Here is a 15,306-nt window from a genome sequence, read left to right as displayed (position 1 = left end):
GCAGCGGCGATGGGCCAGGAGTCCTGGCCTTCGCTGCTGCCCGGCTCGTTATCGTCGGGCTTCATCGACCGCTGTCGGGTCCGCCTTTTTGTCGCGGGTGCGCAGCAGCGACAGCAGCACGCCGCCGAGCAGCAGGCCGAACGTCACCCCCAGCGACACCCCGGCCGGCACCTTGCCCACCAGCCCGTGCCAGAAGATCTTGCAGCCGATGAAGATCAGCACCAGCGCCAGCGCGTACTTGAGGTAGACGAAGCGGTGCATCAGCGCCGCCAGGGCGAAGTACAGCGAGCGCAGGCCGAGGATGGCGAAAATGTTCGAGGTGTAGACGATGAACGGATCCTGGGTGATGGCGAAGATCGCCGGTACGCTGTCGACGGCGAACACCAGGTCGGCCAGTTCGATCAATACCAGGGCCAGGAACAGCGGCGTGGCATAGCGGATAGCCCGCGTTGCTCCGGGCGGTGTGAGCTGAACGAAGAAGTGCCGGCCATGCAACTCGTCGGTGACGCGCATGTGCCGGCGCACGAAGCGCAGTACCGGGTTGTTGGCCAGGTCCGGGTGGGCGTCGTCCTTCGACAGCGCCATCTTCACCCCGGTGAACAGCAGGAAGGCGCCGAACAGGTACAGTACCCAGGCGAAGTGCTGTACCAGCGCGGCGCCCACGCCGATCATGATCGCCCGCAGCACCACCACCCCGAGGATGCCCCAGAACAGCACGCGGTGCTGGTAGCGGCGGGGGATGGCGAAGAAGCTGAAGATCATCGCCATGACGAACACGTTGTCCATCGACAGCGATTGCTCGACCAGAAAGCCCGTGTAGAACTCCAGCGCCGGTTGCGCGCCCAGCTCATACCAGACCCACACGCCGAACAGCACGCCGACGCTGAAGTAGCCCGAGTACAGCAGCAGGCTTTCGCGCATCTCGATCTCGCGGTCCTGGCGGTGCAGCACACCCAGGTCGAGGACCAGCAAGGCGATGACGATGGTGATGAAGACCAGCCACAACCAGGCGCTGGTGCCGAGAAAAGGCGTGAAGAGGAATTGCTGCAGAGCCGTCATGAGCCCCTCCTTGATTGTCGACGTTGCATGGCAACAGTGATTCCGACATGGCGGCGCAAACCGTCAGAGGGGCCCGGCATCACATGATTTTGAGCCTAGTCGCGATCCTCGGGCTTGCCGAATGGCAGGCTGTTACATTTCTTTGCCTGGATCCAATGGCCAGCGGCGCGACGGACCGACTGCGCGCTATGGGTTCTGACGGGTCTTGCAGCGTATCCGTTAGGGGCACATCTCCGGGGCGCCGCCGGCCTACCAGGCCAGCGGCTGCTCGAACCCCTTCCAGCACACCCAGCGTCGTACCTCGCCATGCGCCCCGGTGCCGATCTGCCATTGCGGTCGGCCGCTGTCCAGGGCGATCAGTGAAATGAAGCCGGCATGGCTGGCCACCGCCAGGGTGCGGCCGTCGGCGCTGATGTCCATGGCGCTGATGGTCGAGCCGAGGTAGTGCTGCCAGTGCTCGCTGCCGTCCTCGCCAAAGGCGCGCAGATAGCCATGGGCGTCGCCGACGATGTACTCGCCTTCGCGGGTGACGCCTGCGTAGATCCGTGCGCCGTCCTGCAACAGCGGCGTGCGCGGGTCCTCGCTGTAGAAGCCGGTGTCCAGCCCCGGCAGGTCGGCCACCTGCACGCCGACGGTGCCACCTTGGTAGAAATGGCAGGCGTTGAGGATCAGCTGGTCGCCGCGCCGGTTGAACAGGGCGAAGTGCGGGTACTCGCTGGCCGGGCCGACTTCGGCGATGGGCCTGAAGTGTTCGTCGAGCACCAGGTGCCGGCCGCACTGCTCACCCAGGGCGATCAGCCGGCCATCCGGTGACAACGCGGCGTGCTCCATGGCCAGGCCCAGGGCTATGTCGTCCGGATCGGTGCCTTGGCGCAGGTCCTCGAGAATCGTCTCCTGGCGTGGCAGCAGGCGCGTGGCACCGTTGGCGGCGAGGACGAAGATGCCGTCGCTGCTGACCAGCAGGACCCGCTGGCCGTCAGGGAAGGGCAGCAGCGCGGTGGGCGTCGGCGGCAGGTCGAAGGGGTCGAACGGGTAGCCGGCGGGCAAGCCTTCCAGGCCATGGGGCCAGGCCAGCCTGGCCACCTGCGGGCCGCCCCAGCCATCGGTCACGCGCACCCCTTCGGCATTGGCCAGGGCGTAGTAGCGCCGCTGCGGGCAGCGGCCGAAGTGCTCGACGCCAATCACCGGGGTGATGCCCTGGTCGTCGATACGCAGCACCTGGCCCCGGTCGAACGGCATGCCGATGCGCGCCAGCAGGCTGCCGTCGTCGAGCAGCAGCAGGTTGCCGATGCCCTGGGCCTGTTCCTCGAACAGGGGCACCAGCGGCAGGTGCGCTGGCGGCCAGGCTTCGCGGAACAGCTGGCGCTGCGCCGGCTCGACGCCGGGTCGGTTGATGGCCCGCAGCGCCGCCAGCCAGGCGTCGAGCAGGTGTTCGGTCGCCGCTGCCTGCGGCTCCTCCAGATCGTCCCAGCCTTGCGCACGGCCCTGCGCGACATAGCGGTTGATGGCCTCGGCGTAGGCGATGACCGCCTCGCGCCATTGCTGCTGGGGGTGCTGCTTGTCCATGGGCGGATCGAACTCCTTGTTCCGCAGGGTGAGTGGCGCTGCCACAAAAGGGTGCATGGTACTCCGTCGGCGTCCGTGGTTGTGAGGTCCGGGCTTGATGCGTACCATGCTGAGCATCCTTCCAATAATCAAAAACGTGCATCACCGGCCTGGCACCTGGGCAGGCGATGTGCGTCCTGTTGCCTTGCCCGCGGAGAAAAACCTCTTCACATGAATGGACCCGTACCCACCTCCATGCCCCCTGCAGCCGGCAACGGCAGCTGGTTGAGCGTCATCGCCCTGGCGCTGGCGGCGTTCATCTTCAACACCACCGAGTTCGTCCCGGTGGCGCTGCTCAGCGACATCGGTCGCAGTTTCGAGATGACCACCGCGCAGGTCGGCCTGATGCTGACCATCTATGCCTGGGTGGTGGCGCTGGCGTCGCTGCCGATGATGCTGATGACCCGCAACATCGAGCGGCGGCGCCTGCTGCTGATCGTGTTCCTGGTGTTCATCGCCAGCCACCTGTTGTCGTGGTTGTCGCAGAGCTTCGCCATGCTGCTGGTCAGCCGCATCGGCATTGCCCTGGCCCACGCCGTGTTCTGGGCCATCACCGCGTCGCTGGCGGTGCGCGTGGCGCCGCCCGGCCAGCAGGCCAAGGCGCTGGGCCTTTTGGCCACCGGTACCACCCTGGCGATGGTCATGGGCATCCCGCTGGGGCGGGTGGTGGGCGAGGCGCTGGGCTGGCGCATCACCTTCCTGTGCATTGCCGGGGTGGCGCTGGCGACCATGCTGTGCCTGATGAAGTCGCTGCCGCTGCTGCCGAGCCAGAACTCCGGCTCGCTGCGCAGCCTGCCGATCCTGTTCAAGCGCCCGGCGTTGGTGATCACCTACCTGCTGGTGACGCTGGTGATCACCGCGCAGTTCACCGCCTATAGCTATATCGAGCCGTTTGCCCTGCATGTGGCACAGATCGGCGGCGAGCGCACCACGCTGCTGCTGTTGCTGTTCGGTGGCGCCGGGGTGTTCGGTTCGGTGCTGTTCAGCCGTTACAGCGAGCGGTTCCCCCATGGCTTCCTGGTGGGCGCCATCGGCGCCCTGGCGGCGTGCCTGTTGTTGCTGTTGCCGCTGTCGGGCAATTTCCCGGTGTTCGCCGGGCTGAGCATGGTCTGGGGCGTGGCGATCCTGAGCTTCAGCCTGGCCCTGCAGTCCAAGACGCTGAAGCTCGCCTCGGATGCCACCGACGTGGCCATGGCGCTGTTCTCGGGAATCTACAACATCGGCATCGGCGGCGGCGCGCTGTTGGGCAGCATCGTCAGCAGCCAGCTGGGCGTGGCGCATATCGGCCTGGTCGGTGGCGGCGTGGCGGTGGTTGGCCTGGTGCTGGCGCTGGCCAGCACCCAGCGCTTTCGTGAGGCCTTGACGCGCGTTCCCGGCCAGGTCTGAACCGCGACCTCTGTAGGGGCTGCCCGAGCATCGAAGCGCAGCCCCGGCACGCGAATGCCCATCGACTGATCCGCATCAATCCCTCAGACAATATGCGCCCCTGTAATAGGGGCGCTTGTGTATCGGCAAGGCTGCCACTAATATCCAAGCGGTTTCTTGTGTAATTGCCTGTTCCCCCTGGCCAGGCCATCAATACGGACGTTGATATGGATTTGCACACCTCCCTGTGGCTGTTCCAGGCCATCCAGGCCGTGGGCCTGGCCTTGTGGCTGAGCATCGCGGTGTTGAACAACCTGCAGGCTTTCGCCAGCTCCGTTGGCGCCATCGGCGCCACCCTGGCCATGGCGCCGCTGCGCCAGCCACCGGCCATCGACTTCCCCCTGTTGCGCCGGGCCTGCCAGTCGACCGGCCTGGCCCGCGCCGCGCTGCTGGTGATCCTGCTGCTGCAGGTGGTCGCCAGCGTGGCGGCCTGGATCGGTTGCTACGGGCTGATCGTTGCCCAGGACCCGCTCATGGCCCGCGCCTGGCTGAACCTGGCGCTCGCCGCCTTCCTCGCCTTCACCTTTGCCATGCTGCTCGGTGGCCTGTGGTTCGGCTACTGGATTCGCCAGGAAGGCCTGCAGCTCACCCATCTGGTGCTGGTGCTGTGGGCGATCCTGGCGTTCTTCCTGTTCAACCTGAATTGGGCCTGAGGCGAGGACGCGCGATGAAGAGCAAGGCGATACTCGGCAGCGTCCTGGTACTGGCGCTTGTGACTGCCGGCGGTCTGGCCTGGCGCCATGCCGGCCAGGCCCAGGCCACGGCGACACCGGCGCGGCACCTGGTCAAGGTGGCCCTGGCCACGGTGCAGAAAGCACCACAGAAACGTGCCTTCGCCGGCGTCGGCGAGCTGGAGGCGGTGCACCAGGTGCTGGTGTCGGCCGAAATCGGCGGACGGGTGACGGCGATCAACTTCACGTCCGGCCAGCAGGTGCGCAAGGGCGATGTGCTGGTCACCCTCAACGATGCCCCCGAGCAGGCCGAGCGCCTGCGCCTGAAGGCCCAGCTGGACAATGCGTGGACCAACCACCGGCGGGTCAAGGACCTGCTGCGCGAGAACGCCGCCACCCAGGAACAGCTGGACAACGCCCTGGCGGCCCGCGACATGGCCCAGGGCGAACTGGCCCGCACCGAGGCGGTGATCGCCCAGAAAGCGGTGCGCGCGCCGTTCGACGGGCGCCTGGGCATCCGCCGGGTGAACCAGGGCCAGTACCTCAATGTCGGTGATCCGGTGGTCAGCCTGATCGACACCCGCAGCCTGTACGTCAACTTCTCCCTCGAAGAGCAGCTGAGTGCCCAACTGCGCCCCGGCCAGCCGGTCGAGGTGCGTCTGGATGCCTTCCCCGACACGCCGTTCACCGCCCATATCACGGCCATCGACCCGTTGATCGACCGGTCGCGCACCGTGCAGGTCCAGGCCACCCTGGCCAAGTCCGATGCGCGCCTGGCGGCCGGCATGTACGCCAGCGTGCAGGTGGCCAGCCCCGATGACGGCCAGGTGCTGACCGTGCCGGAAACCGCGGTGGCCTATACCGCCTATGGCGACACGGTGTTCGTCGCCCGCCACGATGACGCCGCCGGTGCATTGGTGGTGCAGCGGGTGGCGGTGCGCACCGGCGAGCGCCAGGCCGGTCGGGTGGTGATCGAACAGGGCTTGAACGAGGACGACCAAGTGGTGGTGTCGGGGCAGTTGCGCCTGAGCGACGGCACCGCCGTGCAAGCCACCGAAGACACCCTGCAGGCCCCGGCCAGCGGCGCCTGACCCCAGGGAGAACACGCCATGACATTCACCGACCTGTTCGTGCGCCGGCCTGTGCTGGCGCTGGTGGTCAGCACCCTGATCCTGCTGCTGGGGCTGCTGTCGCTGCTGCAGTTGCCGATCCGCCAGTACCCATTGCTGGAAAGCTCGACCATCACCGTGACCACCGAATACCCCGGCGCCCCGGCCGAGCTGATGCAGGGCTTCGTCACCCAGCCGATCGCCCAGGCGGTGTCGTCGGTGGAAGGCATCGACTACCTGTCGTCCTCCTCGGTGCAGGGCCGCAGCCTGGTGACCGTGCGCATGGAGCTCAACCGCGACTCGACCCAGGCGCTGACCGAGGTGATGGCCAAGGTCAACCAGGTGCGCTTCCGCCTGCCGGAGCGCGCCTACGACCCGGTGATCGAGCGCTCGGCCGGGGAGTCGACGGCGGTGGCCTATATCGGCTTTGCCAGCCCGAGCCTGCCGATTCCGGCCATGACCGACTACCTCACGCGGGTGGTCGAGCCGCTGCTCAGTACCATCGAAGGCGTGGCCAAGGTCCAGGTGTTCGGTGGCCAGACCTTGTCGATGCGCCTGTGGATCGACCCGGCGCGCCTGGCCGCCCGGGGCCTGACCGCCGCCGATGTGGCCGAGGCGGTGCGGCGCAACAACTACCAGGCGGCACCCGGCAAGGTGAAGGGGCAGTACGTGATCGCCAATATTCGCGTCGACACCGACCTGACCTCGGTCGGCGACTTCCGCGAGCTGGTGATCCGCAACGACGGCAACGGCCTGGTGCGCATCCGCGACATCGGCACCGTCGAGCTCGGCGCCGCCTCGGCCGAAACCAGCGCCAGCATGGACGGCGTGCCGGCGGTGCACCTGGGCCTGTTCGCCACCCCGGGCGGCAACCCGCTGGTGATCGTCGAGGGCATCCGCCAGCTGCTGCCGCAGATTCGCCAGACCCTGCCGCCGGACGTCAAGGCCGAGCTGGCCTTCGAGACGGCGCGGTTCATCCAGGCCTCCATCGACGAGGTCACCAAGACCCTGCTCGAAGCCCTGGCCATCGTGGTGGTGGTGATCTACCTGTGCCTGGGTTCGTTGCGCACGGTACTGATCCCGGTGGTGACCATCCCGCTGTCGATGCTTGGGGCGGCGGCGCTGATGCTGGCGTTCGGTTTCAGCATCAACCTGCTCACCTTGCTGGCCATGGTGCTGGCGGTGGGGCTGGTGGTGGACGATGCCATCGTCGTGGTGGAGAACGTCCACCGCCATATCGAGGAGGGGCGCACACCGGTGGCGGCGGCATTGATCGGCGCCCGCGAGGTGGCCGGGCCGGTGATCGCGATGACCATCACCCTGGCCGCGGTGTACGCGCCGATCGGCATGATGGGCGGGCTGACCGGCGCGCTGTTCCGCGAGTTCGCCCTGACCCTGGCTGGCGCGGTCGTGGTTTCCGGCGTGGTGGCGCTGACCCTGTCGCCGGTGATGAGCTCGTTCCTGCTTGATGCGCGTCAGTCCGAAGGGCGCATGGCCCATGCCGCCAACCGTTTCTTCGACTGGCTGGCCGAGCGCTACGCCCATGTATTGGGGTTCTCGCTGAAACATCGCTGGATCAGTGTCGGCTTCGCCTTGCTGGTGCTGGTCAGCCTGCCGCTGCTGTACAGCCTGCCGCAGCGCGAGCTGGCGCCGACCGAGGACCAGGCCGGGCTGCTTACCGCGATCAAGGCGCCGCAGCATGCCAACCTGGCCTATGTCGAACGATTCGCCGACAAGCTCGACGCGGTCTACCGCACCCTGCCGGAGACCGTCAGCACCTGGATCATCAACGGCAGCGATGGCATCGCCTCGGGCATCGGCGGCATCAACCTGCAACCGTGGGACGAGCGTGCGCGCAACGCCTCGCAGATCCAGCTCGACCTGCAGGCGGCGGTGAACGATGTCGAAGGCACCAGCATCTTTGCCTTCCAGCTGCCGGCGCTGCCGGGTTCGACGGGCGGCCTGCCGGTGCAGATGGTGCTGCGCAGCTCCCAGGATTACCGAGTGCTGTTCGACACCATGGAGCAGGTCAAGGCCAAGGCCCGACAGAGCGGCCTGTTCGCCGTGGTCGACAGCGACCTGGACTACAACAACCCGGTGGTGCAGGTGCGGGTCGACCGCGCCAAGGCCAACAGCATGGGCATCCGCATGCAGGACATCGGCGAGTCGCTGGCGGTGCTGGTGGGGGAGAACTACCTCAATCGCTTCGGCCTCGACGGCCGCTCCTACGACGTCATCGCCCAGAGCCCGCGCGACCAGCGCCTGACCCCGCAGGCCCTGACCCGGCAGTACGTGCGCAGCGAGGAGGGCCGGCTGGTGCCGTTGTCCACCGTGGTGCAGGTCAGCGAGCAGGTCGAGCCCAACCGCCTGACCCAGTTCAACCAGCAGAACGCCGCGACTTTCCAGGGCATCCCGGCGGCCGGGGTCACATTGGGCGACACGGTGGCGTTCCTCGAACAGGTCGCGGCTGAATTGCCCGTTGGTTTCAGCATTGACTGGCAGTCCGACGCCCGCCAGTACCAGCAGGAGGGCAACGCCCTGATGCTGGCGTTCCTCGCCGCCGTGGTGGTGATCTATCTGGTGCTGGCCGCGCAGTACGAGAGCCTGGTCGATCCGCTGATCATCCTGATCACCGTGCCACTGTCGATCAGCGGCGCGCTGCTGCCCCTGGCGCTGGGGGTGGCCACGGTGAACATCTATACGCAGATCGGCCTGGTGACGCTGATCGGGCTGATCAGCAAGCACGGCATTCTCATGGTGGAGTTTGCCAACACCCTGCAGGCCGAGCAGCACCTGGACCGGCGCACGGCGATCGGCAAGGCGGCGCAGATCCGCCTGCGGCCGATCCTGATGACCACGGCAGCCATGGTGGTTGGGCTGATACCGCTGCTGTTCGCCTCGGGCGCTGGCGCTGCCAGCCGTTTCGGGCTGGGCGTGGTGATCGTCACCGGGATGCTGGTGGGGACCTTGTTCACCCTGTTCGTGCTGCCGACTATCTACAGCCTGCTGGCCCGTGACCATGCCAGCACCGCGCGTTCGGCGCGGGCGCGGTCGTTGGCCGAAACCCTGGAGGGCCAGCCATGAAGCCTGTATTCGTCGTCTCCCTGATGGCCCTGGCCTTGTCTGCGTGCAGCGTCGGCCCCGATTACCAGAAGGCCGAGGTACCGGCCAGTGGCGTGCACAGCCCGCAGCGCGCCGCCTTCGCCGCCCGTGGCGAGTTGCCGGCGCAGTGGTGGCGGTTCTTCGACGACCCGCAGCTGGTGCGCCTGGTCGACCAGGCCCTGGCCAACAACCACGATATCCGCCAGGCCCATGCCAACCTGCTGGCGGCGCGGGCGCTGTTCGACGACCGCAGCCTCGACCGCTATCCCTGGGTCACCGCCCGCGCCGGCTACAACCAGAGCCTGGAGCAGCAGCAACCGGCTGATGGCAGCGACCCGCGGCGCATGCGCACCGAGCAGTACCGCGCCGGCTTCGACGTGCAGTGGGAGATCGACCTGTTCGGTCGCCTGCAACGCCTGACCGACGCCGCCGAGGCCCGCGCCGACGCGGCGGCGGCGGACCTGCGCCAGGCGCGCCTGAGTATCGCCGCGGAAGTCGCCCGCAACTACTACCTCCAGCTTGGGCTCAAACGCAGCCTGGCCGTGGCCGAGGATCAGGTCGAGGCCTGGCGCGAGACCCTGCAACTGACCAGCGCCCAGGTGCGCGCCGGCAGCGGCCAGTACGAGGACCAGCAGAACGCCCATGCCAACTTGCTGCTCAGCGAGGCGGCGGTGCCGCCGTTGCAGGCGGCAATCCAGCAGGCCAGCTACCGCCTCGACGTGCTGACCGGGCAGGTGCCGGGCAGCCAGGAACAGGGCGCCGCGCCGTTCCTGCCGCCGTTGGCGCGCCAGTTGCCGTTGGGCGATGTCGACGCGCTGATCGGCCAGCGCCCTGATGTGGTCAGCGCCGAGCGTGAGCTGGCGGCCAGCACCGAGGATGTCGGCGCGGCCACCGCCGAGCTGTACCCGCGTCTGGACCTGGGCGGCTTCATCGGTTTCTTCGCCCTGCGCGGCGGCGACCTGGGCAGTGCCGCCCGCGCCTACGAGCTGGCGCCGGTGGTGACTTGGCCGGCGCTGCGCCTGGGCAACGCCCGTGCCCGCCTGCGGGTGCGCGAGGCGCTGGCCGAGGGCAGTCAGGCACGCTACCAGCAGGCCGTGCTGCTGGCCCGCGAAGAGGTGGAGAACGCGGTGACGCAACTGGTGCGCAACCAGGCGCGGCTGCAAAGCCTGGTGGCTTCCGCCGGCCACGGCAGCGAGGCCATCGACATTGCCAACAAGCGCTATCGGCGTGGAGCGGGGACCTACCTGGCGGTGTTGGAGAACCAGCGTGCGCTGTTCTCGATCAAGCGCGAGGTGGCCGAGGCGGAAACGGCGTCGTACCTGGATGCGATTGCGCTGTACAAGGCGTTGGGGTGGGGGAGTGCGGCACAGTAGCCCTCATTGGTTGTTACCCTGTGGGCGCCATGGGCGGCGAGCAAGAGTTCCAGGATGGGCCTAATTTTTCCGGTGCGGTCTTCGTTTTCATGGAAGCCGCCCTGCGCCCGGCGCGTTCGGCACTCATCATTCAAGGAGACAGGCAATGACTTCCGTTTTCGACCGCGACGATATCCAGTTCCAGGTAGTGGTCAACCACGAAGAGCAGTATTCCATCTGGCCCGACTACAAGGCGATCCCCAACGGCTGGCGCGCGGTGGGCAAGAGCGGCCTGAAGAAGGACTGCCTGGCCTACATCGATGAGGTCTGGACCGACATGCGCCCACTGAGCCTGCGCCAGAAGATGGCCGAAGCCGCGGCGCAATAAGGCGGTGTCGAGCTTGAACCTGCTGTGCCTGCCGTACTCCGGTGCCAGCGCCATGGTCTACAGCCGCTGGCGGCGCAAGCTGCCGGCCTGGCTGCAGGTGCGCCCGGTGGAGTTGCCCGGGCGTGGCGCGCGCATGGGCGATCCGCTGCACACCGACCTGCGGGGGCTGGCCCGGCAGCTGGCCCATGAGCAGCGTGGCGCCACCCAGGCGCCCTACGCGCTGCTCGGGCACAGCCTGGGGGCGCTGGTCGCCTTCGAGCTGGCCCACGAGCTGCGGGCGCTGGGTTGTCCGGCGCCGGTGGCGTTGTTCGCCAGTGGGACGGCGGCGCCGACCCGGCGGGAGGACTATGCCGGTGGCAAATGGACCGAGCCTCGGGGGGAGGCCGAACTGATCGGCGAACTGCGCAAGCTGGGGGGGACACCTGAAGAAGTGCTGGCCAACCAGGAGCTGATGAGCCTGACCTTGCCGATCGTGCAGGCGGACTTTTTGCTTTGTGGGCGGTATGTGTATGAGCCGCGTCAGTTGTTGCAATGTCCGTTGCATGTGCTGGGTGGTGAAGAGGATCGGGCCAGTGATGAACAGTTGCAGGCTTGGGGGCGGGAGACTGGCGGGGGGTACTCGCTGACGAAGTTTCCGGGTGGGCATTTCTTTATTCATGAGCAGGAAGAGCGGGTGCTTGATGTGCTTTGCCGGACGTTGGAGCCTTTGAGGCTTTGTGCTTGATTGGTGGGGTTGGGGTGTTTGGCTATAGCTGATATTTGATCTGTTGTTGTTGTTGTTGTTGTTGTTGTTGTTGTTGTTGTTGTTGTTGTTGTTGTTGTTGGTTTTGGAAGTTGTATGCGCATTCATTTGTGATGTCGACGCTTATTCACCTTTCCGCCCTTACGGCGGGTTACTTAATGAGATGGTCAACCCGGCACCCTGCGAGGCGTACGCTTTCGCAGGGTGCTTTTACTTCGGAGACCGTCATCATGAGCAGCGTGACCCTGATCGGCATCGACATTGGTAAACATACCTTCCACCTGCACGCCCAGGACAAGTTCGGCAAAGAGGTAATGCGCAAGAAGTGCTCAAGGCAGCAGATGATGCGGTTTCTGGCCAATCATCCCCCTTGCACGGTAGTGATGGAGGCCTGTGCCGGTTCACACTGCCTGGCGCGAGAAATCAAAGCGATGGATCATGAGGCCAAGCTGATCTCGCCGCAGTTCGTTAAACCTTTCGTCAAGAGCAACAAGAATGACTTCGTCGATGCGCAAGCCATCTGCGAAGCCGCTTCCCGACCCTCCATGCGCTTTGTGACGCCAAAATCGCCTGAGCAGCAAACGCTCTCTGTTTCTCATCGGATGCGTGAATCATTGATCCGCGACCGAACCAAGACGGTGAACCAGATGCATGGGTTCCTGCTCGAATTCGGTGTCAGCCTGCCGACCGGATTGGCAGTGGTCAAACGCCTTGCTTCGGTGCTTGAAGAGCACGACCTGCCAATACGGCTCGTCGCATTACTGCAGCGCCTGCATGATCATTTCGTCTACTTGAGCGAGCAGATCAAGGTGTTGGACAAAGAGCTGGAGAGCCAACTGGCTGACGATGATCTAGGCAGTCGTTTGCTGAGCATGCCGTGTGTTGGGCCGATCACCGCCAGCCTGCTGGCTGTAGAAATGGGAGATGCTCGGCAGTACGGCAGTAGCCGGGACTTTGCGGCCTCTGTAGGTCTGGTGCCCCGCCAGTACAGCACTGGTGGTAGGCCAGCTTTGCTGGGGATCAGCAAGCGTGGCGACAAGAACCTTCGGCATTTGCTGGTGCTGTGCGCACGGGTCTACATGCTTCGCCTGAAGTATCAGAAAGGCCCATTGGCCGATTGGGTGCGTTCATTGCTCGCGCGACGTCACTCCAATGTGGTGGCCTGCGCGTTGGCCAACAAACTGGCACGCATTGCGTGGGCCATTGCCACTCGGCACACGCAATATAAAACGGAGCCAGACGCGATAAACGCCTGACCCCGTTGTGCTGCACCGAGTTTCACCATCAGGTTTTGCGATAGCTGAACAACAGATGAAATAAACGGCCGATCGGCCTGGCGATGATCCTGAACGACCAATTGGCTCTTGGAAGCCGCCTACTTTGTTAGGATCGCCAGGTGCGAATGCTCATCGTGGCGCGGGATGCGAGCCCAATAGACGCCGGATAGATTGAAGCAAGCCATCCATTCCATCTGATGAACAGTATTGCAAAAAATGGGGTGACCATAGATTGGTCGTGGCCAAAGTAACCAAAGCCGTGGCGCTCCATTCATCCGGCCCTCCGCTTCGCTCCGGGTTCCCTCACTCCGGCCTTGCTCCCGGGAGGACCGCGCTGCAGGGCCCATCCTGGGCCCCAGCGCTTGACGGGCATCCATGCCCGTCACCTCCCTCCGCAAGTCCTGCGTTCGGCCTCCTGAAGTCGCGAAGTTACGGGCGGCGCCTGAACTGGCGCAGCTGTCGCTAGTTGGTTTTTAGTTAAACTCTCGATTGTTTCGCGGGGCAAGCCCGCTCCCACGCAGATGATTCAGCTTGGGGCGGGAATAGCGTGGGAGCGAGGGAACCCCGGAGCGAAGCGCAGGGGCCGGATGAATGGAGCCAGCGGTTTTTGCCTACTTTTGCCCAAGAAAGAGCAAAAGTAGGTCGCCGTAAAGGCGAAAAGGTGACGATGCGTCACCATCGCCAATGAATGCGTATACAACTATAAAAACAAACTTTAAAACTACAGGCGCACTAAATTCAGATGTCAGCAGTTACTGGTTCCGCCTTCAAAACCAGCAGCCTCTGATTGACGCCACTCCCCGCCTGGGTAAGGCTACCCCTTCCTCCCAAGCCATGAGTCCGCCAATGCTGATCGATCCCCGCAAGGCCACGCTGCTGGTCATCGACATCCAGGAAAAACTGATAGGCGCCATGAGCGACCCCGAGGGCACCGCGGCCCGCGCCCGCTGGCTGCTCGCGGCCACCGCCGAACTAAAACTCCCCACGGTGATCTCCGAGCAATACCCCAAGGGCCTGGGCCACACCCTGGCCGCCCTCAAAGCCGCGGCGCCAGCCGCCGAGATCGTCGAGAAGCTGCACTTCTCCTGCGTCGCCGCCGAATGCCTGCCCCCCAGCCTGCTCGACCGCGAACAGGTAATCGTCTGCGGCATGGAGACCCACGTCTGCGTGCTGCAGACCGTGCTCGGCCTGCGGGCCCTGGGCAAGCAGGTGTTCGTGGTCGAGGACGCCTGCGACAGCCGTTCCCCGGCCAGCAAGGCAGCGGGCCTGGCGCGCATGCGCGATGCCGGGGCGCAGGTGGTCACCCGCGAGATGGTGCTGTTCGAGTTGCTGGGCAGCTCCAGCCACCCGCTGTTCCGCCAGATCAGCAAGACCTACCTGGTCGGTGAACAGCCCTGAACGCCTGCCTGCTGACCACCGCGCTGTTGGCCCTGGGCCTGCTGCAAGGCTGCGCCGGACGACGTGAGGAGGCCGGCGAGGCCGACCCGGCCAAGGTTCGCGCCCAGCTCCTGCACCTGCTGCCGGCCCAGGTCAAGGACCGCCAGGGCTGGGCCGAGGATATCCAGGTGGCGTTCCAGGCCCAGGGCCTCAGCCCGAGCAAGAGCAACCTGTGCGCGGTGCTGGCGGTGACCGAGCAGGAGTCGACCTTCAACGCCGACCCGCAGGTACCGAACCTGGGGCGCATCGCCCGCGAGGAGATCGACCGTCGGGCGGCGCGCCTGCATGTGCCCCGGCTGTTGGTCGATGGCGCCCTGAGCACGCCCTCGGCCAACGGCAAGACCTACCAGCAACGGCTGCTCGCCGTGCGTAGCGAGAAGCAGCTCAGCGCCCTCTACGATGAGGTGATCGGCGGCCTGCCGCTGGGGCGCTCGCTGCTCGGCGGGCTGAACCCGGTGCGCACCGGTGGGCCGATGCAGGTCAGCGTGGATTTCGCCGAGCGGCACGCCAAGGGCTATCCCTACGAGCACACGGGCAGCATCCGTCAGGAGGTGTTCAGCCGTCGCGGCGGGATGTACTTCGGCATCGCCCACCTGCTTGGCTATCCCACCCACTATGAGCGTCAGCTGTACCGCTTCGCCGATTTCAATGCCGGTTGGTACGCCAGCCGCAACGCGGCGTTCCAGGCGGCATTGAGCCGGGCGAGCGGGGTGTCGCTGGCGCTCGACGGCGACTTGATCGCCCCCGGCGCCATCCTGCCCGGCACCACCGAGCAGGCGGCGCGCAAGCTGGGAGCGAAGCTTGGGCTGCGCAATCCACAGATCAGGGCTCAGCTGGAGAAGGAAAATGGCCTGGCGCTGGAGGACACCGCGTTGTATCGCGGGGTGTTCGCCCTGGCTGAGGCGAAGGCGGGCAAGGCGTTGCCACGGGCGGTGCTGCCGGGGATCGAGCTGAAGAGCCCGAAGATTACCCGCAAGCTGACCACGGCGTGGTTTGCCGGCAGGGTGGATGAGCGTTATCAGCGCTGCATGAAGCGTTGAGGCGGTCCCTGTAGGCGATAGCCCAGCCCTTAGGGGCTGCGCAGTCGCGCAGGGAACTGTTCCCCTGTGGGAGCGGCCTTGCGTCGCGAAAGGGGCGCG

At 65.9% G+C, this 15,306-nt stretch carries 12 protein-coding genes; 10 read left to right on the top strand and 2 right to left on the bottom strand.

Going from position 1 to position 15,306, the window contains the following annotated elements:
- Positions 1-48 precede the first annotated feature (48 nt).
- Both K5H97_RS16380 and K5H97_RS16375 read right to left on the bottom strand, forming a co-directional pair.
- Positions 49-1,059, bottom strand: a complete 1,011-nt coding sequence (locus K5H97_RS16380; RefSeq protein ID WP_036985693.1) for a TerC family protein — start codon at positions 1,057-1,059, stop codon at positions 49-51.
- 249 nt (positions 1,060-1,308) lie between these two features.
- Positions 1,309-2,625 carry a hypothetical protein gene (locus K5H97_RS16375; RefSeq protein WP_028688755.1) on the bottom strand — a complete coding sequence of 439 codons (1,317 nt, stop codon included), beginning with the start codon at positions 2,623-2,625 and terminating at the stop codon, positions 1,309-1,311.
- Between the two features lie 210 nt (positions 2,626-2,835).
- Between K5H97_RS16375 and K5H97_RS16370 the strand changes: the two genes are divergently transcribed.
- The 10 genes from K5H97_RS16370 to K5H97_RS16325 all read left to right on the top strand — a co-directional run bounded on the left by K5H97_RS16370 (position 2,836) and on the right by K5H97_RS16325 (position 15,207).
- Complete coding sequence (locus tag K5H97_RS16370) at positions 2,836-4,050, top strand: sugar transporter (protein WP_028688756.1); 1,215 nt, start codon at positions 2,836-2,838, stop codon at positions 4,048-4,050.
- A gap of 206 nt (positions 4,051-4,256) precedes the next feature.
- Positions 4,257-4,742 carry a DUF2165 family protein gene (locus tag K5H97_RS16365; protein WP_028688757.1) on the top strand — a complete coding sequence of 162 codons (486 nt, stop codon included), beginning with the start codon at positions 4,257-4,259 and terminating at the stop codon, positions 4,740-4,742.
- A gap of 14 nt (positions 4,743-4,756) precedes the next feature.
- A complete protein-coding gene (locus K5H97_RS16360; RefSeq protein ID WP_036985695.1) occupies positions 4,757-5,851 on the top strand; it encodes an efflux RND transporter periplasmic adaptor subunit in 1,095 nt (364 codons plus the stop codon).
- Positions 5,852-5,869: 18 nt separating this feature from the next.
- Complete coding sequence (locus K5H97_RS16355; protein ID WP_028688759.1) at positions 5,870-8,953, top strand: MexW/MexI family multidrug efflux RND transporter permease subunit; 3,084 nt, start codon at positions 5,870-5,872, stop codon at positions 8,951-8,953.
- Positions 8,950-10,344: an efflux transporter outer membrane subunit gene (locus K5H97_RS16350; RefSeq protein WP_036985697.1), complete on the top strand. Its 1,395-nt coding sequence runs from the start codon at positions 8,950-8,952 to the stop codon at positions 10,342-10,344. Before K5H97_RS16355 ends, K5H97_RS16350 begins: the two co-directional genes overlap by 4 nt.
- A 145-nt stretch (positions 10,345-10,489) precedes the next feature.
- On the top strand, positions 10,490-10,711 hold the full coding sequence (locus K5H97_RS16345; protein WP_003256222.1) for an MbtH family protein: 222 nt from the start codon (positions 10,490-10,492) through the stop codon (positions 10,709-10,711).
- A gap of 4 nt (positions 10,712-10,715) precedes the next feature.
- Positions 10,716-11,435 carry a thioesterase II family protein gene (locus K5H97_RS16340; RefSeq protein WP_028688760.1) on the top strand — a complete coding sequence of 240 codons (720 nt, stop codon included), beginning with the start codon at positions 10,716-10,718 and terminating at the stop codon, positions 11,433-11,435.
- 248 nt (positions 11,436-11,683) lie between these two features.
- The gene (locus K5H97_RS16335) at positions 11,684-12,709 is read left to right on the top strand and encodes an IS110 family RNA-guided transposase (protein ID WP_197867106.1); all 1,026 of its coding nucleotides are present in this window, start codon (positions 11,684-11,686) and stop codon (positions 12,707-12,709) included.
- Between the two features lie 867 nt (positions 12,710-13,576).
- On the top strand, positions 13,577-14,128 hold the full coding sequence (locus tag K5H97_RS16330) for an isochorismatase family protein (protein ID WP_028692188.1): 552 nt from the start codon (positions 13,577-13,579) through the stop codon (positions 14,126-14,128).
- A complete protein-coding gene (locus K5H97_RS16325; RefSeq protein WP_282718907.1) occupies positions 14,125-15,207 on the top strand; it encodes a DUF1615 domain-containing protein in 1,083 nt (360 codons plus the stop codon). The genes K5H97_RS16330 and K5H97_RS16325 overlap by 4 nt, the downstream gene beginning before the upstream one ends.
- Positions 15,208-15,306: the final 99 nt, after the last annotated feature.

It is taken from the genome of Pseudomonas mosselii, from assembly GCF_019823065.1.
GTDB classification, from domain to species: Bacteria; Pseudomonadota; Gammaproteobacteria; order Pseudomonadales; family Pseudomonadaceae; genus Aquipseudomonas; species Aquipseudomonas mosselii.
Note: the sequence above shows the minus strand (reverse complement) of the source record. Positions and strands in the feature narration are given on the sequence as shown.

What these genes read in the sequence shown, in the direction of transcription:
- K5H97_RS16380 (WP_036985693.1), bottom strand. Translation starts at nt 1,059, where the DNA reads ATGACGGCTCTGCAGCAATTCCTCTTCACGCCTTTTCTCGGCACCAGC.
- K5H97_RS16375 (WP_028688755.1), bottom strand. Translation starts at nt 2,625, where the DNA reads ATGGACAAGCAGCACCCCCAGCAGCAATGGCGCGAGGCGGTCATCGCC.
- K5H97_RS16370 (WP_028688756.1), top strand. Translation starts at nt 2,836, where the DNA reads ATGAATGGACCCGTACCCACCTCCATGCCCCCTGCAGCCGGCAACGGC.
- K5H97_RS16365 (WP_028688757.1), top strand. Translation starts at nt 4,257, where the DNA reads ATGGATTTGCACACCTCCCTGTGGCTGTTCCAGGCCATCCAGGCCGTG.
- K5H97_RS16360 (WP_036985695.1), top strand. Translation starts at nt 4,757, where the DNA reads ATGAAGAGCAAGGCGATACTCGGCAGCGTCCTGGTACTGGCGCTTGTG.
- K5H97_RS16355 (WP_028688759.1), top strand. Translation starts at nt 5,870, where the DNA reads ATGACATTCACCGACCTGTTCGTGCGCCGGCCTGTGCTGGCGCTGGTG.
- K5H97_RS16350 (WP_036985697.1), top strand. Translation starts at nt 8,950, where the DNA reads ATGAAGCCTGTATTCGTCGTCTCCCTGATGGCCCTGGCCTTGTCTGCG.
- K5H97_RS16345 (WP_003256222.1), top strand. Translation starts at nt 10,490, where the DNA reads ATGACTTCCGTTTTCGACCGCGACGATATCCAGTTCCAGGTAGTGGTC.
- K5H97_RS16335 (WP_197867106.1), top strand. Translation starts at nt 11,684, where the DNA reads ATGAGCAGCGTGACCCTGATCGGCATCGACATTGGTAAACATACCTTC.
- K5H97_RS16330 (WP_028692188.1), top strand. Translation starts at nt 13,577, where the DNA reads ATGCTGATCGATCCCCGCAAGGCCACGCTGCTGGTCATCGACATCCAG.